This window comes from Pseudomonas sp. VD-NE ins (assembly GCF_031882575.1).
GTDB lineage: Bacteria > Pseudomonadota > Gammaproteobacteria > Pseudomonadales > Pseudomonadaceae > Aquipseudomonas > Aquipseudomonas fluorescens_BZ.
In genome coordinates this window covers 2412768-2431603 of record NZ_CP134772.1, presented here as the reverse complement: position 1 = coordinate 2431603, position 18836 = coordinate 2412768, and the positions used below count along the sequence as shown (strand labels likewise).

14 protein-coding genes are annotated in these 18836 nt (G+C 59.4%); 7 read left to right on the top strand and 7 right to left on the bottom strand.

The window, feature by feature from the left end:
- Positions 1–36: 36 nt before the first annotated feature.
- The 3 genes from RMV17_RS10650 to RMV17_RS10640 all read right to left on the bottom strand — a co-directional run bounded on the left by RMV17_RS10650 (position 37) and on the right by RMV17_RS10640 (position 5772).
- The gene (locus RMV17_RS10650; RefSeq protein ID WP_311886468.1) at positions 37–1137 is read right to left on the bottom strand and encodes an SCO family protein; all 1101 of its coding nucleotides are present in this window, start codon (positions 1135–1137) and stop codon (positions 37–39) included.
- Complete coding sequence (locus tag RMV17_RS10645) at positions 1134–3941, bottom strand: multicopper oxidase domain-containing protein (RefSeq protein ID WP_311886467.1); 2808 nt, start codon at positions 3939–3941, stop codon at positions 1134–1136. Before RMV17_RS10645 ends, RMV17_RS10650 begins: the two co-directional genes overlap by 4 nt.
- Before the next feature lie 382 nt (positions 3942–4323).
- The gene (locus RMV17_RS10640) at positions 4324–5772 is read right to left on the bottom strand and encodes an ATP-binding protein (RefSeq protein ID WP_311886466.1); all 1449 of its coding nucleotides are present in this window, start codon (positions 5770–5772) and stop codon (positions 4324–4326) included.
- A gap of 551 nt (positions 5773–6323) precedes the next feature.
- On the opposite strand from RMV17_RS10640, the gene RMV17_RS10635 reads away from it, so the two are divergent.
- The 6 genes from RMV17_RS10635 to RMV17_RS10610 all read left to right on the top strand — a co-directional run bounded on the left by RMV17_RS10635 (position 6324) and on the right by RMV17_RS10610 (position 12749).
- The gene (locus RMV17_RS10635; RefSeq protein WP_311886465.1) at positions 6324–7670 is read left to right on the top strand and encodes a hypothetical protein; all 1347 of its coding nucleotides are present in this window, start codon (positions 6324–6326) and stop codon (positions 7668–7670) included.
- A gap of 35 nt (positions 7671–7705) precedes the next feature.
- Positions 7706–9940, top strand: a complete 2235-nt coding sequence (locus tag RMV17_RS10630) for an Ig-like domain-containing protein (protein ID WP_311886464.1) — start codon at positions 7706–7708, stop codon at positions 9938–9940.
- Positions 9941–10012: 72 nt separating this feature from the next.
- The gene (locus RMV17_RS10625; protein WP_311886463.1) at positions 10013–10477 is read left to right on the top strand and encodes a curlin; all 465 of its coding nucleotides are present in this window, start codon (positions 10013–10015) and stop codon (positions 10475–10477) included.
- Between the two features lie 28 nt (positions 10478–10505).
- Complete coding sequence (locus tag RMV17_RS10620) at positions 10506–11957, top strand: curlin (protein WP_108227192.1); 1452 nt, start codon at positions 10506–10508, stop codon at positions 11955–11957.
- A gap of 311 nt (positions 11958–12268) precedes the next feature.
- Positions 12269–12475 (top strand): antitoxin, encoded by a 207-nt coding sequence (locus tag RMV17_RS10615; RefSeq protein WP_311886462.1) that lies wholly within the window; start codon positions 12269–12271, stop codon positions 12473–12475.
- Positions 12456–12749, top strand: a complete 294-nt coding sequence (locus RMV17_RS10610) for a type II toxin-antitoxin system RelE/ParE family toxin (protein WP_081265248.1) — start codon at positions 12456–12458, stop codon at positions 12747–12749. Before RMV17_RS10615 ends, RMV17_RS10610 begins: the two co-directional genes overlap by 20 nt.
- Before the next feature lie 83 nt (positions 12750–12832).
- Here the strand turns inward: RMV17_RS10610 and RMV17_RS10605 are convergent, their stop codons facing one another.
- The 3 genes from RMV17_RS10605 to RMV17_RS10595 form a co-directional block, all read right to left on the bottom strand.
- Positions 12833–13036, bottom strand: a complete 204-nt coding sequence (locus RMV17_RS10605; RefSeq protein WP_311886461.1) for an antitoxin — start codon at positions 13034–13036, stop codon at positions 12833–12835.
- Positions 13037–13108: 72 nt separating this feature from the next.
- Entirely contained in the window at positions 13109–13480 is a 372-nt protein-coding gene (locus RMV17_RS10600) for a DUF6124 family protein (RefSeq protein ID WP_093439225.1), read from the bottom strand.
- A 1327-nt stretch (positions 13481–14807) separates the two neighbouring features.
- On the bottom strand, positions 14808–15524 hold the full coding sequence (locus tag RMV17_RS10595) for a hypothetical protein (RefSeq protein WP_108227334.1): 717 nt from the start codon (positions 15522–15524) through the stop codon (positions 14808–14810).
- Between the two features lie 535 nt (positions 15525–16059).
- Between RMV17_RS10595 and RMV17_RS10590 the strand changes: the two genes are divergently transcribed.
- Positions 16060–17588, top strand: a protein-coding gene (locus RMV17_RS10590; RefSeq protein WP_311887015.1) for an IS3 family transposase whose coding sequence is annotated in 2 segments (ribosomal slippage) — positions 16060–16501 and positions 16501–17588 — 1530 coding nt in all. Because the reading frame shifts where the segments join, the coding sequence is not laid out codon by codon here.
- A 383-nt stretch (positions 17589–17971) separates the two neighbouring features.
- On the opposite strand, the gene RMV17_RS10585 is transcribed toward RMV17_RS10590, so the two are convergent.
- Positions 17972–18832, bottom strand: a complete 861-nt coding sequence (locus tag RMV17_RS10585; RefSeq protein ID WP_311886460.1) for a CsgG/HfaB family protein — start codon at positions 18830–18832, stop codon at positions 17972–17974.
- Positions 18833–18836 lie beyond the last annotated feature (4 nt).

Sequence of the window (18836 nt, the reverse complement as noted above, 5' to 3'; positions counted from 1 at the left end):
GACCACGACACACGGTTCAATGATGCTATTTCGCCGCTACCGCATCTGACTCACCGTCGCGGCTGGATCGCCCGGTTTTACTGGCGTCAAAGCGCCGTCGGCGACGGCCGGGGTAGACGGTTGCTGACGCTCGGTTTCATCACGGAGGAAATCGATGATCGACTGCGCGGATTGCTCGTCGAGGCGCAGATTGGGCATCGGGATTCGCTCGAACTGTTCGTACAGTTGCAGGGCAATCGGGTCTTTTTCCGCGAGCAGGCGATCCGGTTCGCGAATCCAGCGGTTCAGCCATTTCGGATCTCGATTACGCGTTACGCCAATCAGATCGGGGCCGATGCTGCGCATGCCGAGGCCCTGCCCATCCATTGGGCCGAGGCTATGGCACGAGGCGCAGCGGGTGCGGAACAGTTCTTCGCCATTGCTCGGCGGGCGAATGTCCGGGGCGTTGGCGTAGCTTTCTTCGATGCTCGGCTGCTTCCAGTTCTGCAAGGTGTTGGCCAGTTGATCGGCGAGGATCCACGGGTTTTCGAACGGCGAGGCTTTCATCCAGCGCCCGGTGGTCTGGTTGCCGACGATCAGGCTGAGGTTGTGATCCTTGCTGCGACCGTTGTCGACGCCTTCGATGAACAACCCGAGTTTCTTGCGCAGGTCGGTGACGTCTTCGAATTCGCCGGTGAGAAACTTCCAGCCGGGACCGACCTTGAAGCGCTGCGAATAGGCCTTGAGCACTTCGGGGGTGTCGCTGATCGGGTCGATGCTGATCGAGTAGAAAAAGATGTCCTGGCCGACCCGATCACCGAGCAGTTTCTGCACCTGGCGAAGGCGCGCGGTTTCCAAGGGGCAGGAATCGCTGCACGAGGTGAAGATGAAGTTGATCACCACCACTTTGTCTTTGATCAGGTCATCGAAGAAATGCACCTGCCGACCGTCCTGATCGGTCAGCAAGGTGTTGGGGAAATAGTCGCCACCCCACGGGGTGGCGGATTCACTGGCCGCAGGCGGTTCGCCGACGCTGGACTGGTGCGCCAGCAGCACGCGGCTGCCGAGCACACAGGCCACCAGCATCAGCACCAGGTGCATGCCCAGCGCCCGGGAGCGCGAGGTATGCACGGGGCGATCGCCGTGCCGGCGGTTCATGGCTTGACCACCACTTGAGGGCCCATACCGTCACCGTTGCGGAAGGTTGGCAGCGCGGCGGAGTTGACGTAGCGCACACCGTCCCAGCTCGGCAATGGGGTGGGCATCAGTTGCAGCTGACCGGGTTTTTCCAGGTCCCAACGCAGCAGCATCGAGTTGTCCTCATGCTGGGTGTTGTGACAGTGCTCCATGTACGTCCCGGCGAACTCGCGGAAGTTGATCGCCATCTCGACGCTGTCCAGGCCATCGGCTTCGGAACCGATCCGGTAGACGTCTTTGCGCGCCCATTTTTCCCACTCTGGCGGTGCCTTGCCGCCGCGGCTGAGGATGATGCCCTCTTCGAAGTGCACATGCACGGGGTGGCTCCAGCCCTTGCCGCCGGCCTTGATGTTCCACACTTCGAGGGTGCCGAACCCGGTGACACCGGCATCGGTCGGGCCACTGGACAGTTGCGTCGAAGCGTTCAGGCGACGCGGGTCCATGTGAAAGCCGAAACCGCCATCGGTCTTGACCGTCCACGGCGCTTCATCGGTACCGTCGGAACGGCCGAAGGTGAAGGTGCGGTGGCGAGCCTTGGCCAGCACGGCTTTATCGGCGACGTTGTCGCGGTGGAGCTTCAGCGGGATCATCACCAGCCCCTCAGCCTTGCCCGGTTTCGCCGGTTCGTAGGCTGCCGGGTTCATCGCCAGATCCTGACCGGTGTAGGCCTTGACGTTGAGCTGCAAGACCTTGCCCACCGCCGGATCGCCTTTGTCCCACTGCGGGCCTTTGCTGGTCTGCTTGATCACTGCCAGGTATTTTTCCGACAGGATGTCGCCCAACGGAATGACCTCTTTGGGTCCCTTGCCGTCGTCGTGGGCCTGCAGGTTGACGAAGAACAGCTTGTCGCCTGGCTTGATGCCGTTTTTCGAGAAGTTGACGATGATGTCGAAGCGCTCGGCGATGCCCTGGGTCGGCAGGATCGCGTTGTGGTTCTGTTTATCGCCGTCGGCGTCGAGGTCCATGCTGCCGTCGAACGGTACGCTGTGCTCCATGATGTTGCCGTCGTTGGCGATCATGTGGAACGGCACGCGGCTGTAGGTTACGCCGGAGTTTTTCGGCCCCTGAAACTCGCCACCGCTGCCTTTGATTTCCCGCACCAGCGCCAGTTTGAAGTAGCGCGACACCGAGCCGTTGAGGATGCGGAAGCGATAGCTGCGTGCGCGTACATCGAGGGTCGGTTTCCACTGCCAGTTGACCAGGACCTGGTCACCGAGGAAGCCGTCGGTGTTGAACGGGTTGAACCACAACTGACCTTCCTGATCCCACGCCTTGTCAGCGAACACCAGGTTGACGTCGTAGTCGCGGTTGCCCCACGGCAAGGCGCTGCCGCTGGGCAGACGCAGGTTGACGCCGTCGTTCACCGACTCGTTACCGCGATCCAGCGCGCTGTAGTAGTTCATCATCGCCGCGTTGCCCTTGTAGACGTTCTGCGCGGTGAAATCGAGCATGTGGTCGTGGAACCAGTGAGTGCTCATGGTTTCGCGCCAGTCGCCGCGGATCTTGATGGTGCCGTTGTCGCAGGTCTTTTTCGCTGGTGCGAGGTCGTTGACCCACAGGGTTTCACCCGGTGCGCAGGGGAACGCCGCGCGCGGGTCTTCGGCCTTGGTGTTGATGCTGTCGTAACCGGCGAGCTGGATCGGCCAGCGATAGTCGTAGAACTGCCCCGGAAAGAAGAAGGCGTTGGCATAACCGTCGCTTTCCGCTGGCGCGTGGCCGTTGTGCTCGTGGGTGCTGATGGTGTGCAGGCCAAAACCACGGTTGGCCGATGGGTCGATCGGCAAGCCGTTGTAGTGGCGCATCATCACCGGTTGGCCGTAACGCACCATCAACAGTTTCGGCGGCAGCGTGCCGTCGAAGGTCCACACCGCGTTGTGGTTTTGCACCGGCATGTTCGGGTGAAAACGCGGATCGACACCTTTGGCAGTGCCATCGGTCGCCGGTACGCCAGCGACGTTGTGGTACAGACCGCCGGGGCCGAATTCGCCCATCGTATAGCCGTGCATTTGTCGACTGTCGCGCAGGCCGCCGTTGAGGCGCGCACCGGTCTGCGCGGTTTTGTAGGCAACTTGCGGGTAAAACTCGTTCCAGCGTTGATGCGCCCAGCCTTTTCCTGGTGGCCGGCCTTCGGCAGAGGAGCCGATATGGCGGTTGAGGAACACTTCGATCTGCGCCTGCCACGGGTTGCGGTCGACCACGTTGGAGAACTGGCTGGGGAACGGCGTCAATCCCGGTTGCCGCAGGAAGGCATCGAGGGCCGTACCGGGTGGCGCACTGCGGGCGACGTTATTCGGATCCTGAGCCGGTGCCGGGCCAATCGCCGCCGGTGGAAATGGCAGTGGCGCGGCCGGAGTGGTCGGGTCGAGTTTTTCCGGGCCGAACTCTTCGAACAGGGTCAACTGCTGGGTGAACGGCTGCGCGCCATAGAGCGGGCTCGGCTTGCCGTTGGTGGGGTAGTTGAAACTGGTCTGCACGGACGGCGGCAGGACGTTTTCGATACGCGTTTCAGCGCGAGTGCCTTTGACGCCGTCGGGCAAATCGAAGGAATCTTCGTTGGCCTCGGGCAGGGTCAGGATGTTGTTGAGCGCGCCGGCGCGGTCGGCCGGTTCGTCGTAGTACGCCGACGGGTCGGAGGTTTCTGGCTGTCGCTCGTCATCGATCGGGCTGGCGCGAACGCCGGCCATGGTGCCGAGGGTCAGCATCAGAAAGACGCTCAGCGGCGTCAGCAGGAAGGTATTGCTTGGGTTACGCGTTGTTCTGTCCATCACCAGCCGCCTCATCAAGGAAGGGGTGATGGTGTTTTGCAACTAGTGCGCCAAGAAATTATTTCCAGTTGTTACAGGGACTTGAGGATGCTGTGGGTTTCCCCACTCCCCGGTGACCGGGGCTTGACACCCACTGATGGGGGAAGTTCATAAATTTTTGCGGCGTTTATAAACTTGCGTACCAACTGACGAAGGCTCGGGCCGCGTTGATCGTTCCCACGCTCTGCGTGGGAATGCAGCCCGGGACGCTCTGCGCCCATTGGAACGCGGAGCGTCCCTTGAGGCATTCCCACGCAGAGCGTGGGAACGATCAATCTTGGTTTCTAAGATCAAGATCAAAAGATCGCAGCCTTCGGCAGCTCCTACAGGGGGAATGTGTGAATCAGGGGACGAGTTGGAAGGCCAGACGAACGGTGGTGCCCTCGCCTTCGCGGCTGTCGAGGGTCACGCCGCCGCCGAAGCGTTCCATGATGCGTTTGACCAGCACCAGGCCGACACCGAGGCCACCGGACTTGGTGGTGAAAAACGGCCGGAACGCCATGGTGCGTTGCTCTTCATTCATGCCTTTGCCGGTGTCGCTGAGCACCACGCACACACCACGGTCTTCGCTCGGTTCCAGGCTGACGGTCAGCGTGCCGCCCTTGTCCATCGCTTCCAGGGCATTGGCCAAAAGGCTGTTGAGGATCTGCGTCAGTTGCACCGGCTGACTGAGGACCATTGGCGTATTTTGCGGATGAAACACCACCCTGACCCCGGCCTTGGCGATCTGTTGCTCGAACGCCACGAGGCTTTCGTGCAGCGCGGCCACCAGGTTCACCGGTTCCGGGTCATCGTTGAGCGGGCGCAGCGATTGCAGCAGCTCGCGCACCCATTTCGACATGCGGTCAACCTGGCCAATGATGTCTTTGATGTTCTTCTCGGCCGGGCCGGCGTCGAATTCCAGCGCCAGTTCGGCACTGGAACGGATGGTCGCCAGCGGATTGCGCAAACTGTGCGCTACAGCTGAGGACATCTCGCCCAACGCGACAAAGGTTTCGTTGGCGATCAGTTGTTTCTGCTGGGCGGCGAGCAGAATCGCCGCGCGCCGCACGATCCAGTACAGGCCCAGATAAATCAGCCCGCCGCCCAGTGCGGTAGCCAGCCAGATCAGGATCAAGCCGCGTTCCATGCGTGTGATCAGGTCTTTCGGTTCCTTGTAGATTTCGACCATCGCCGTGACATTCTTGCCCTCGGCGTCGAACAGCGGAATGTAGTTCTCGATGAAGATGTAATCAGGCGGAATGACGAATTTCTGCTCCTCACGGGCCTTGTCGACGTCGTGATAACTGGCCGACACCGGAATCTTTTCGTTGAAGGCACGATCGAGGTCTTCGTCGGCATGAATGCTGGTACCGATCAGAACCGGGTTGGTCGACCAGATTACCTGGCGGTCGGGCGCATAAATGTTGGCGAGGATCACGTCCGGCAGGTGTTCGATGTGGTCGAGAAATTCACCCCGCGCGCCCGCCCGGGCCTGCGGATCGACATCGGGAAAATCCTTGTCCTGACGCGGGTCGAGCAATTCGCCCATCGTGCGGATGTTGGGAATGGACACATGGCGCACTTCGGCCGAAGCGATGGCCTGGATGAACTGCGCCGTGAGCAAGGCATCGCGCTGCACGCTTTCTTCAATCACGAACCGCGTCGACACCGCCCCGAGCGCCACGGCCACAGTGCCGATCACCGCCATACTGATGAGTGAAAACCAGCGCAGCAGGTTGAACGGCTGCTTGCGCGAGCTCAAGCGGAGATTGCCCTCCTCAACCGGAAGCGATTTCGACTGCATGTTCATGGCGGCGACTTCTCTATACGTCCCTATAGGGTTATAGCCCACCGTTGGGTGTTTGCCCGGATGCGGGGATATCGACCCGATGCTCTGCCCCCACAAACACCAAAGAACCTTGTGGGAGCTGGCTTGCCAGCGATGGCGGTTTGTCTGTGCCGAGGATGTCGACTGATCCACCGTCATCGCTGGCAAGCCAGCTCCCACAGGGTTCTCGGTCGTTCACACATCTGGTGTTCACCGAAGAAACTTGTGGGAGCGAGCCTGCTCGCGAATGCGGTGGGCCAATCGACATCTTCGTTCCAGGAAATACGCCTTCGCGAGCAGGCTCGCTCCCACAGTTTTTTCATCCGACAGACGTTCAATGTCCTCCCCACCGTCCCCAATCCTGGGGAATGGCGCCCTTTCCCCGCGGCCTGAAAACCTCAGCCTCACACGCGCCAACCCTTCTAATCCGGCCCTCTCCCGCCCAACCACCGCACCTTGGCATGGAAGGTGTACAGGCCCTGTGCAACTGACCCATCCCCAAGGGGCAGGTACTTCGATAGAGGGATTAACTCATGCACCCTTTACTGTCCAAAACCGCGACCGTCCTGGTCGTGAGCGCCTTGGCCCAGGGCATTGCTCAGGCCGCTTTGTTTGCTGTTGACCCCGGCCCATACGCGCCGGCCAACGGTGGTTTCGCCAGTTGGTATCAGGACACCCACGGTCGCACGCTGGATCTGTGCCTGTCCAAAGCGCTCAGCTCTCGTGTGCCGAGCACGCCCGGCGCACCTTCGTACATGTGCTCCCTGCTGCCGACCCCTGGCGTGTTCGACGACACCCAGCCGATCGTCTTCCCGAGCAACTTCCCCGATGAAGCGTTCTGGTTCACCGGCGAGACCACCCTCATCGACGCCGCGCGCGGGATCGACCTGACTTACGTCAGCGCGGTCGAAGCCGCATTCGCCGCCGAAGAACCGGTCGAGGGCGATCAAGTCAGCTTCGCGCGGATCCGCATTCGCGTTGATGTGCCGACCGCTGGCACTTACGTGATCACCCACCCGTACGGCGTCGACGTGTTCAACATCGACACCCCCGGTCGCCGCGCGATCAACATGACCCGCGACATCGGCATCGGCACGCCGAAAACCTACGACGGCGCGCTCAAGGGTGACATCGGCCCGTTCCTGCGCAGCGTCAACGGCCCGTACACCGAGACCAACCCGGTGACCGGCGCCGCCGAGCAATTCGTCGGCGACCCGAACCTCAGCGAGGCGGTCACAGGCAGTCCGTTCAACACCAACTACGTGCGCATTGAAGGCCCCGGCGGGATCGACCTGCGTACGACGGCGTTTGCCGTCTCCGGCAAGCTGTCGACCGTGGTCCGGCCAACGCCAATGATCACCCAGCGCAGCACCTACTCGCGCAAAGCCGGGACCAGCGCACCGGTGGCCCAACAAGACGTGTTCGTTCTTGCGCCGCCAGCGCCGGGCACCGTCGCCGTGACCAGTTTCACCCCGGTGCTGAACATGACCGAAGCCAACTCCACCGGTGCCTGGTACGCGCAATCGTCAACCAACCCGACCGTGCCGAGTGTCCTGCAAGTGACCGCCGACAACCACCTGGCCATCGCCAGCAGCACGCCGACCACCCTGCCCATGACCCTGACCGACCTGGTGGTGATCCAGAGCGCCCAATACAGCCTCAGCTCCGGACAACTCACCGTGGTGGCCTCGACCAGTGACGAAACCTCGCCCCCCGTACTCACCGCCACCTCCGGCAGCGGCGCCGCCATCGGTGCGCTGAGCGGCGATGGCGCGTTGAAAACCCTGGCCACCGGCATCTCGCCGATACCACCGGCCAAGGTGCGCGTGACGTCGTCCAACGGCGGCAGCGACACCGAAGAAGTGGTCATCGTGCAATGAACGCTCACATGCCCAGATCCGCATCAGGAGGCATCATGAACAAGTGGCCACGCTTTGCGCTCAACGCGCTCGGGCTCGCTCTCTCGCTGACCGGCAGTGCCTATGCGCAACTCGCCGCCGTCGACCCCGGCCCCTACACCTTCGCCACCGGGAAATTCCCGATGTGGTATCAGGACAACAATCTGCTGTCGATGGAACTGTGCCAGTCACGCGCCGCCAGTTCGCGGGTAGCGGTCAGCACGCCACCGGCCTACATGTGCACCCTGCTGCCGGAACCGGGCGTCTTCGACGACACCCTGCCGATGGTGTTCCCCGACAACTGGCCGCCGGAAGCCTTCTGGTTCCTCGCCGAAACCAACATCCCCAACAACGGCGCCGGTTTTGGCATGGACGCGTATGTCGCCGGGATCGAAGCGGCGTTCGCCTCGGAAAACCCGGCGGACGGCGATCAGCAAAGTTTTGCGCGGATCCGCATTCGGGTGAACGTGCCCGTGGCCGGCACCTACGTCATCACTCACCCGTATGGCGTGGAAACGGTCAACGTCACCACCCCTGGGCGGCGCGCGATCAACATCACCAAGGACATCGGCATCGGTGCGCCGGGCGATTTCAGCGGCACGCTCAACGGCGCCATCGGCCCGTTCCTGCGCAGCGTCAACGGCCCTTACACCGAAGTGAACCCGGACACCGGCGGCGTCGAAACTTTCGTCGGCGACCCGAACCTCACCGAAGCGGTGACCGGCAGCCCGTTCAACACCAACTTCGTGCGCATCGTCGGGCCGTCCGGCGCCGGCACCATTCAAACCACCCTGTTCACCGTCGCCGGCAAAGTGCTCGACAGCCGTCAGCAAACCCATGTCGACATCGACCGCGCCACCTATCGCCGCACTTCGGCCGGTGTGCGTGCCGAAGTGTTCGCCAAGGCTGACGCCAGCTCGACTCTGTGCTTCCGTGAAACCGTAGCGCTGCTGCCCGGCCCACCGCCAACGCCATGCCAGACCAGCCTGACCGGTGACAACACCGGATTGTTCTTCGGCCAGCGCCTGGGCAACGGCACCTTGCCGTCAGTCGTCGTCGTGACCGCGACCAACCCGGCCGGGACCACGCGCCCGACCTCGGTGTCGAGCAAGCTCACAGACGTGGTGAAGGTGCAGACAGCGCGCTACAACTGGGCCAACAAAACCCTGTTGATCGAAGCGACGTCGACCGATGAAGTGGCAATCCCGGACATGGTTGCGCAAGGCTACGGACGTCTGTCGAAAACCGGCACTCTGCAGCGCATCACCGTCGCCGATCTGACTCAGCCACCGGCCACCGTGACGGTGAAATCCGCCGCTGGCGGCAGTGACACCGAGCCCGTAGTCGTAGTCGGCACCGCACCGGACACCGGTGAAAACCAAGCCCCCATCAGCAATGCTGACACCGGCAGCACCAGCTTCGGCGTACCGATCACCCTCAGCCTGTTGACCAACGACAGCGATCCCGACGGTAATAATCCGCTGAGCATCACTGCGTTGACCCAACCAGCGGCCGGTCAAGGCACCGTCGCCCTCAGCGGTACCGCCGCTGTGGTCTACACCCCGCCAGCCGTGGTCAACACCCCACTGACCACCACCTTCACCTACAAAGCGCAGGACGCCAAAGGCCTGGCCTCGGCCAACCCGGCCACCGTGACGATCACCGTCGCGCCAAACCGGGCACCGACCGCCGTCGCCGACAGCGTCGCAACGCTGGGTGTGGCGATCCCGATCAACGTGCTGGCCAACGACACCGATCCGGAAGGCAACGTGCCGCTGGGCGTCGCCAGCCTGACCCAACCAGCCGCCGGCCGTGGCACGGTCAGCACTGACGGCACGGTGATCAACTACACGCCACCGGCCACCGTGACCACGGCATTCACCACGACTTTCACCTACATCGCCCGGGACAGCTTCGGCGCCCTGTCGACGCCGGCCACGGTCACGGTGCAAGTGTCGCCACGGCCAGCAGCGGAAACCTTCACCATCACCACCTCGACGGTGCAGGCACGCTCGGGCGGACGCTTCAACTGGGACTTCGCCGGCACCTCGTCGGTAACCACCGGCAACACCATCACCGTGCAGGTCACCACCCCGACCGGGCTGGTCACCCTCGGCACCACCACCGTACCGGTCACCGGACGCTGGCGGCTGACGCTGAACAACACGCTGGTAGTGCCATCGGCCAACCCGACCGCGACGATCCGCTCGTCCCAGGGCACCGTGCGCACGGTTTCGGTGACCACGCTGTAAGCCAGATCCCCAGCCACTCTCGGGTGGCTGGGGCCGACTTCGAACCGGTTAACGCCTGACAGGATGTGAGCCATGAACACGCCGACCGCCGCCCTGCTTTGCCTGCTTCTGCTGTGCAGCAGTGCCGGTGCGCGCGCCGACGACCTGATGGACAACGACGACCTGGCCCCGACCAGCAGCGACCTCGGCGAACTGCCCCCACCGGTGGGTCAGCAAGCCCTGATCGACCAGCTCGGCCAGGCCAACGTCGCCCTGCTGCAACAGAACGGTCAGTCGCTGCTCGGGCAGATCGTGCAGTCGGGCAGCAATCAGGAAGCGTACATCCTGCAACAGGGCAGCGACCTGATGGCGCTGATCAACCAGAACGGTTCCGGCAACGCCGCTTCCATCACGCAGAACGGCAGCCACAACCGCGCGCAGATTTCGCAAAACGGCAACAACAACGACGCCAGCATCGAGCAGGCCGGCACGGGGCTGCAAAGCGCCGTGACCCAGTCGGGCAACGGCATGAGCGTTTCGGTCAAGCAATATCGCTAAGCACTGCAAATCATCGGAGAGTTCAATCATGTTCAAACTGACGCCCCTCACCGCCGCCCTGCTGGTCATGATCAGTGCCCAGGCTATGGCCGACGACAGCCTGTCCAACCAAAGCCAGGTCGGTACCGCCAACATCGCCGACGTGAAACAGACCCAGGCGCCGTTCAGCACCGCCACCCAGACCCAATTGGGCCAGGGCAACGACGCCGCCGCCGTGCAAGACCACGCCACCAGCGTGATCACCCAGGACGCGGTCGGCGACTACAACGCCGGTTACGCCGAACAACTTTACGAAGACAACGCCACCATCACCCAGCAACAAGCCGGCGCCTTCAACACCGCCCACGCCAGCCAGTCGCTGGGCTTCGGCTCACCAAACAATGCGTTGCAACAACAGCAGGGCACTGGCAACTTTTCGTTCATCTATCAGGATTCGCAGAACGGCAGCGAAGGCAAAACCTTCCAGTTCGGCGACAGCAACGAAGCCAACATCGAACAACTCTATGAAGGCAGCGGCAACAGCTCGGTGATCACTCAATACGGCACCGCCAACTACGGCACCGCCGAACAAGTCACCCACAACGGCGGCCAGATCGGCATCAACCAGGCTGGCGAAAGCAACTACGCCTACGGCGACCAGCGCAACGGCACCGGCGGCAACATCACCATCAACCAGTTCGGCAACCTCAACGGCAGCGAAATCTGGCAAGACTCGCAACTGGCCAGCCAGGCCACCGTCAACCAATACGGCGACAGCAACGAAACCGTGGTCGATCAAAGTTTCGGCGAAAACAACACCGCCGCCGTCACCCAGGTCGGCAATACCAACGCGATCTACGCCGACCAGTTCGAATCGGTCAACTCGACACTGGCGCTGTATCAAGTCGGCAATGGCAACGTGCACTACACCTATCAGAGCGGCGACGGCCACACGCTCAGCGCCACCTCCGTGGGCAACGACAACAAGGTCTACGCCAGCAACTGGAAAGGCCCGCAATCGGGTGGGCAGTTCGGCAGCAACCAGCGTGCGACCGTCACTCAAGCGGGCAATGGCAACATCGCCAGCTTCACTCAGGATGGCGTCGGCCATGTGATGACCACACATCAGACCGGGACTGGCAACAAGACCACGGTCAGTCAGGCGGAGTCGTATAACGAGCTGTATTTTGATCAGAACGGTAGCGACAACATTTTGATCTCGGATCAGCGCGGCACTGGAAACCTGGTGCAGGGTTCTTCGAATGGCACGGGTAACAGCGCCGAGTTCGATCAGTCCGGGTCGGGCAATCAGGCGTATACCGCGCAGTTGTATGGCAGTGACAACATGATCACTGTTAAGCAGGCAGATACGATGAACGTGGCGTACGTGACCCAGGGCGGCACGGGGAACATTGCCAATGTTGATCAGAGTGGGGTTACGCAGACGGCGAATATTCAGCAGTTCGGGTCGGCTAACCAGGCGACGGTGTTGCAGCAGTAGGGGTTGGGTGTTGATGAGCCGCGATTCTCTGGTGAGGGGGGTCGCGGTTTTTTTGTGTCCGTAGGACCGATCAACGACACGCGTTCTTTAAAGCGTCAGATCAGCCACGTCCTACAGAAAAAGGAATGGTTTCTGGAAAAGCTGCACGTTTTCCTACTACCTCTGGCGGTTGGCCGTCGGAAGCGCAAGGACTAGGATTTTTCGGGACAACCTGAACCCAAAGGAGCTCGACCAACGTGCAATTCATCCAGACAACCACGACAACATTCCCCTTACCGAATAGACTTCCAGGCATTGATCCCGGAGGTGCCATGATCGACCAAAAGATGATTGACCCACTGTGCCCAGTCGTCTCGGACCTTGATCCTGAAGAACAGGCTGCGAGTTATGACCGTTGGTTCAGGGCGGAAGTACAAGCGTCTCTCGATGATCCGCGTCCGAATCTTTCGCATGAACAAGTAATGGCCGAGATATATGCCTTGATTAAGGCAAAAGACAATGGTTTCGAGGCCGATTGAGTGGAGGCCCGAAGCACGGGCGAAGCTGGTAACAGTGCTCGAATACATAGTCGAAAGGAATGTTGGAGCAGCCAAAGAGATCTTGAAGGCAGTTGGAAAGGCCATAGCTTATCTTCCTGATCATCCCTATCTCTATCGATCAGGCCGGATCACCGGCACTCGGGAGATCGTCGTAAATTCCAGCTATCTGATCATTTATCGAGTGACAGATCGGATCGAAATCGTGAACGTTCTGCATGCGCGTCAGGAGTATCCGAGACGCGATTCTTTCTAAGCCATTCATCAACAAAAAACCGCGCTGCCTTCAGGAGCGCGGTTTTTTATTGGGTACGATCAATCTTTAGGAACCGGGTCTTCCTAGCGCAACGCCTCACGAGCCTCATGTTTGATTCGCTGTTCCGCCATCAATGCCTTCATCTCTGCCATTACCTGCTCATTCGGAATGCTGGGGCGTGGGTCATTCATTGATTTCTGGACTTTGGCACAGAGCCAATGGTCGTAGCTGGCGGCTTGTTCTTCGCTTTCGAACTCTGGAACGGTTGAGGAAAACAGGGGACCCATGGTGCCTCCGGACTGAGTGTAAACGCGGTTTCTGTTCTTGATCGTTCCCACGCTCTGCGTGGGAACGATCAATCAGCCATCCTTCAACTCGACGTGATCCAGCGCTTGATTCACCGCCAGTTCGCCCAGCATGACGACTTGAGCGATGCCCAATGCTGTCTTGCGTTGTGAAGTTTCCAGCGAGGCGGCGAAGTTGATCAGCATTTCGCTGGCCGAGCCTAGGGTTTCGCTGGCGTTGGCCAGCAGGGATTCGGTGTTGTACCTGGGGTTGGCGAGGTACATGGGTTCCGGCTCGTTGGTGCTGGACATGATGTGAGGTGTGGGGTTGAGGTAGAAGTCGAGGGCACGGTCGGCGGCTTCGTGGAGTTTTTTGCTGTCGACGGAGGCGTAGGGGGATGTGGTGTTGGTGTCTGATTCTGGGGGGTTGGGTGTTGGTTTTTTCATGATTATTTACCCTGTATGACGGTTATAGCTGGCCCCCCATTCGGTTTCCAAGCGAATAGGTGGCAGCTGTACGCAGGTTGGAAACCCGGGACAGAGGCAACCCGGCAGACACAAGGTCTCCCACGCACAGCCGCCATAACAAAGTGCACACAGTGAAGGTGCGCAAGGATACGTTATGAATGGCGCTTGTGCGCTCTGTAGTTACTCGGGTTTCCACGCCCGGTCGCTGAATTGGCAGCGACGAATACAGGCTAGAGACCAGACGTCCGACGGACAACCTGAAAACCTTGTGGGAAGGTTCCGCAAAATCGAAACATCCTTTAAACATCCCGAATTGAAATACGCATGTGTAGGAGCTGCCGAAGGCTGCGATCTTTTGATCTTGATTTTGATATTCATCTTAAAAAATCAGAGTCAAAAGATCGCAGCCTTCGGCAGCTCCTACAGTGAATGAGAGCAACCGGCGGGAATTGGTCGGCTCATAGATCGCCATCGCTGGCAAGCCAGCTCCCACAAGGATTTGGGTACATCCGCAATAGCTACTGGTGTCTGAGAGATAGCTATCGCGAGCAGGCTCACTCCTACAATTGAATCGCGTGCTGTCAGCAAGAGATTGGGTGGCTGTCAGGCCGCCTTCGCGAGCAAGCTCAGCTCCTACGAAGATCAAAAGCCAAGCACGCCGTGCTTCTCACCACTCAACAGGATGAGCGTTAGCTCGGCTGCAGCTTTTGATCTTGATCCACGGGCGACGTCGGAAGGCTTCGTTCCGGGATTGATCCGGGCGTGGGAGCGCAGCGACCGTTTGGCGCAGCCAAACACAGCGAGAGGAGGTGCAGCGAAGCAAACCGTAGGCGCTGCGCCCGGATCGATCCCGCAGCGAAGGAACCCCGAGCCCTAGCGAGCGGGCCGCACGTAGGAGCAAGCGTTTTTTGCTTACTTTTTGCTGGGCCGGCATTCCGGCGTTTGAAAAAAAGTGAGTCGCCGTAAGGGCGAAACCCTAGATGGCCATTGCCGCAGGAATGGATATGTACTCAATCAGAAAGAACCCCACCGCCTGACAGAAAGCCTTCGCGAGCAAGCTCGCTCCCACAGGGGAACTGAGTGCAGATGGAAGAGATTTGTTGCCTGTCAGGCCGCCATCGCTGGCAAGTCGAATCGTCGCACCGCAGCTGCGACAGAAAAGAAAAATCAAAACCCACACCGATTGGCTGCATTCAGAAAGGATGGGCGGTGCCAGGCAAACGCTTTGCGATAGCGGGGAATTGGATACGGGTAACCCGCGACTTCCTGATGAAGAGGTCGCGGATGTTTATGTGCTGGTGAACACTCAGCTCTTGTTGCTCTTTGTGATAACGAACCACAATCCCGTGTATTCAAGCGTGATCGATGAGTAAGTCAGGTCGCCGACTATCCGCTGGACGCCCACCTTGGAGTTGAAATTCACAATAGACTCATGGAACACGTCCATGACGATTTTCTTGTTTTCCTCCACCGGGATGTCGGGGTTGAGCGCCTCAGTCGTCGCAAGCAAAACAGTCAATATCTGCCGTTGTTCTTCCTCGCTGCCGCTCGGCGAAAAAACCATCAGGGTCACGCCATCTACGTTGGCATCATTCGTATCAATGGTTCCCTGCATCAGCAGATCCTTGCTCAATTGATACAAAAACGTCGGCTGGGCTCCGCCTGTCCGAACTTCAAAGTCGGCGATTTTATAATTTTTATTGTATCGGCCAATGGCAGCGTTGAACGCGTCATGGAATTCGGAAGCGGTCAGCCCCAACGAGGTCGCTGAAGGTGCAGCGTTGCGGTTGGCGCTGGCGGACACCACCTCAGATCTACCGGCATGCTGAATCTGGGTAGAGAGATAGGTCAGAAGAGCGAAGGACAGCGACGTCAGGATTATCCCCGTCAGAAAACTGCTCAACCGGCCGGGAACGTTGCCGGTTTTTTTGTTCCTGTATACCTTCGGCGCTATCAGGCCAACCACCCCATAAACGGCAAACACGACAGTCAGCACAAACACCAGCCCGAACAATATCAGCACTTATTCATTCCTTTTGAATTGCGAAAGTGATGGCATTCTAACGTCACCCCTCCGAAAAAGCCCAATCGTGACTCTGGGAAAGCCACAGTTTGGTTCAGTGTATTCCGACAGAGATTGGTCGGCTTTCAGGCCGCCTTCGCGAGCAAGCTCGCACCCACAATTTCAATGTGCGTACAACCCAAGCGGCAAAGCCGCCCCACTCAACAGGATGAGCGTTAGCTCGGCTGCAGCTCTTGATCTTGACCCACGGGCGACGTCGGAAGGCTGAGTGGAGGGATTGATCCGGGGGTGGGAGCGCAGCGACCGTTTGGCGCAGCCAAACACAGCGAGAGGAGGTGCAGCGAAGCAAACCGTAGGCGCTGCGCCCGGATCGATCCCGGAGCGAAGGAACCCCGAGCCCCAGCGAGCGGGCCGTACGTAGGAGCAAGCGTTTTTTGCTTACTTTTTTTGGCGTTCCCTCCGTGTCAGGCTACCTGTCGCCCTTGTTGATTGACTCAACTACTCAAGAGGGCGAAGGTGCATAACCATGTCCAAAATGGGCAAACGCTACGACAACGACTTCAAAGATTGGGTCGTTCTGCAAATGATGCCGCCACTCAATCGATCAGTGGCGGAACTTGCCTCTGCACTCAATCTCACGCCACAGTCACTGCGAAACTGGAGACAAATGGCTAGAGACAAAGGCTTAATTGTTCCGGGAAACGGCAAGACCAGTGACCAATGGTCTAGCGCCGATAAATTCAATGCCGTCATGGAAACCGCGCCGTTGAGCGAGGTCGAGATCTCTCAATATTGCCGAATCAAAGGCATTTACCCTGAGCAAATCCAACAGTGGCGAGTGGCATGCCAAAACGCTAATCCCGTTGTTGATCTCTCCTCTCGAACTTCAAAAACGGCCGAGCAACGGCGCATCAAAATACTTGAGCGCCAACTGATTCAGTCTGATGCCAGTCGTGCAGAGGCGGTGGCGTTGCTGGAGCTCAGAAAAAAAGCCAATGCGATCTGGGGCAAGGACAAGGAAGACTGATCAACGCCTCTGATCGTACGCAAGCCATGAAGTTGATTGCCGACGCAGTGCTGAATGGCGCTCGTCGATACCGCGCTTGCAATGAACTGGGTCTGAGCCTGCGCACAGTTCAACGCTGGCAACACTCGTCGTGTGACGGACGACAGTTGGCTCAACGTGCAGCTCCGGCTAACAAGCTCAGTGATACGGAGCGTCAAGCGGTGCTGGATGCTGCCAATCAGGCTGGCTACGCCAGCCTGACCCCACACCAAATCGTGCCTAAGCTGGCCGATGAAGGCATTTATCTGGCTTCGGAGTCGACGTTTTATCGTGTGTTGAAAGCCGTCAATCAAAACGTCCGTCGCGGCCGGGCCAAAGCCCCAAAACGCAGAGTACTGACGACGCATCGCGCTGATGGCCCCAATCAGGTGTGGTGCTGGGACATCACCTGGTTGCCGAGCACAGTGAAGGGCCGTTTTTTCTACTGGTACATGGTCAAGGACGTCTACAGCCGCAAACTGGTCGCCAATGAAGTCCACGAGGTGGAGAGCGCCGAACACGCCTGTGAACTGCTCACAAAGGGATGTTTACGGGAACATACTGCAGGTCGTCCGCTGGTGTTGCACTCAGATAATGGACACGTGATGAGAGGTTCTTTGTTGCGTGAAAGCATGGTCGCGCTGGGTGTAGAACCTTCTTTTAGCCGGCCAAGAGTGAGCAATGACAACGCTTACGCCGAAGCACTTTTTCGCACTGCAAAGTACTGCCCGCTTTGGCCCGATCAACCATTTGATACGGTCACTGATGCAAGGCTTTGGGTGCAGACGTTCATCGAGTGGTACAACGAAGATCACCGCCACAGCGCCTTGAAATACGTCACGCCAAACCAACGGCACGAGGGCAAAGCAACCGCCCTATTACAAGCTAGAACAGAGCTTTATGAGGATGCCAGGGAAGCTAATCCAAGCCGCTGGAGTACTCGAACACGAAACTGGAAACTGGCAGACGCAGTTTATTTAAACCCAGAACGCCCTGAAATTAAGGGCGTAATGGGCTAGCAGTTGTAGGACCAAGGCGACAGGTACCTTGACACGTACCGCGTTTGAAAAAAAGTGAGTCGCCGTAAGGGCGAAACCCTAGGTGGCCGTTGCCGCAGGAATGGATATGTACTCAATCAGAAAGAACCCTACCGCCTGACAGAAAGCCTTCGCGAGCAAGCTCGCTCCCACAGTTGGAACTGGATACATCTGCCAGAGGTTGGTCGGCTATAAGGCCGCCATCGCTGGCAAGCCAGCTCCCACAAGGATTTGGGTACATCCGCAATAGCAACTGTGTCTGAGAGATAGCTATCGCGAGCAGGCTCACTCCTACAGGTTTAAACCGGTTTCGACCGAGAGAGCCTGGTCGGCTGTCAGGCCGCCAAGCTCAAAGATCCAACAGCTCACTCCGCCTCAGGATCAACCTTGTTCTGAGTCAAATACCGATTCAACACATCATCCTGCCCAGGCACAGAAGCGTCCCCCGCCACCTGCCACAAATGCCGCTCAATCCCCTGCGCCACCATATGCCCCACCGCCGCCTCAATCGCCGACAGAACACAAAGCTGCGCCGGCTCATTCGTCGTATACCCAACCTCAGCCTCAAGCAACTTTTTAAACTCGATAAACTTGAAAATCCCCGCGCTACGCGCCACCGAATAAATCGTCTTGCTGGTCATCACATTCGCCAACACCTGCCCACTGCGCACATCCACCGCACGCAAGTTCACAGTCACCTGATCCACCCGATATTCCCGAGAAATATCAATCCCCAAATACCGCGCCCCTTCCCCACCGCTACGCACATTCGTGTCATAAGCGATGATCCCACCCTCGAGCATCATGTTCGCCGCCTGCAACGGCGGCAGCTCACCCTGAATATTCACCGGCGTATTCGGCTTCTTCTGCGACGCGCGAATGATCTTGCGTTCAGTCAGCAAGTTCTGCAGCCCTTCCCGCTCCAGCACGACAAACCAGCCACTGGCCTGCATCGCGTCCATCAACATCGACGCCGCACCCTGAGTCACGCTGGTGGAAAACGAACTCGCCGGCGTCGGCTTGTACTGCCCGGTCTGATCACGGAACCCGTACACCACCGCCATCAACCGCCCCTTGGGCCGCGGCATCTTCAGCAAGTCGTAATAAGTCGAGGCCCTGGGGGTCAGGGTCGGGGTTTCGGTGTCCTGCTCGGCCGACATCGGCTCACGCAGACTGCACCCTTGTAATGTCGCCAACAGCAGCCCTAACGCGATTATTCTTTTCATGTCC

Bases quoted from the DNA above. Each gene is read 5' to 3' on its own strand.
- RMV17_RS10650 (WP_311886468.1), bottom strand. From the start codon at position 1,137: ATGAACCGCCGGCACGGCGATCGCCCCGTGCATACCTCGCGCTCCCGG.
- RMV17_RS10645 (WP_311886467.1), bottom strand. From the start codon at position 3,941: ATGGACAGAACAACGCGTAACCCAAGCAATACCTTCCTGCTGACGCCG.
- RMV17_RS10640 (WP_311886466.1), bottom strand. From the start codon at position 5,772: ATGAACATGCAGTCGAAATCGCTTCCGGTTGAGGAGGGCAATCTCCGC.
- RMV17_RS10635 (WP_311886465.1), top strand. From the start codon at position 6,324: ATGCACCCTTTACTGTCCAAAACCGCGACCGTCCTGGTCGTGAGCGCC.
- RMV17_RS10630 (WP_311886464.1), top strand. From the start codon at position 7,706: ATGAACAAGTGGCCACGCTTTGCGCTCAACGCGCTCGGGCTCGCTCTC.
- RMV17_RS10625 (WP_311886463.1), top strand. From the start codon at position 10,013: ATGAACACGCCGACCGCCGCCCTGCTTTGCCTGCTTCTGCTGTGCAGC.
- RMV17_RS10620 (WP_108227192.1), top strand. From the start codon at position 10,506: ATGTTCAAACTGACGCCCCTCACCGCCGCCCTGCTGGTCATGATCAGT.
- RMV17_RS10615 (WP_311886462.1), top strand. From the start codon at position 12,269: ATGATCGACCAAAAGATGATTGACCCACTGTGCCCAGTCGTCTCGGAC.
- RMV17_RS10610 (WP_081265248.1), top strand. From the start codon at position 12,456: ATGGTTTCGAGGCCGATTGAGTGGAGGCCCGAAGCACGGGCGAAGCTG.
- RMV17_RS10605 (WP_311886461.1), bottom strand. From the start codon at position 13,036: ATGGGTCCCCTGTTTTCCTCAACCGTTCCAGAGTTCGAAAGCGAAGAA.
- RMV17_RS10600 (WP_093439225.1), bottom strand. From the start codon at position 13,480: ATGAAAAAACCAACACCCAACCCCCCAGAATCAGACACCAACACCACA.
- RMV17_RS10585 (WP_311886460.1), bottom strand. From the start codon at position 18,832: ATGAAAAGAATAATCGCGTTAGGGCTGCTGTTGGCGACATTACAAGGG.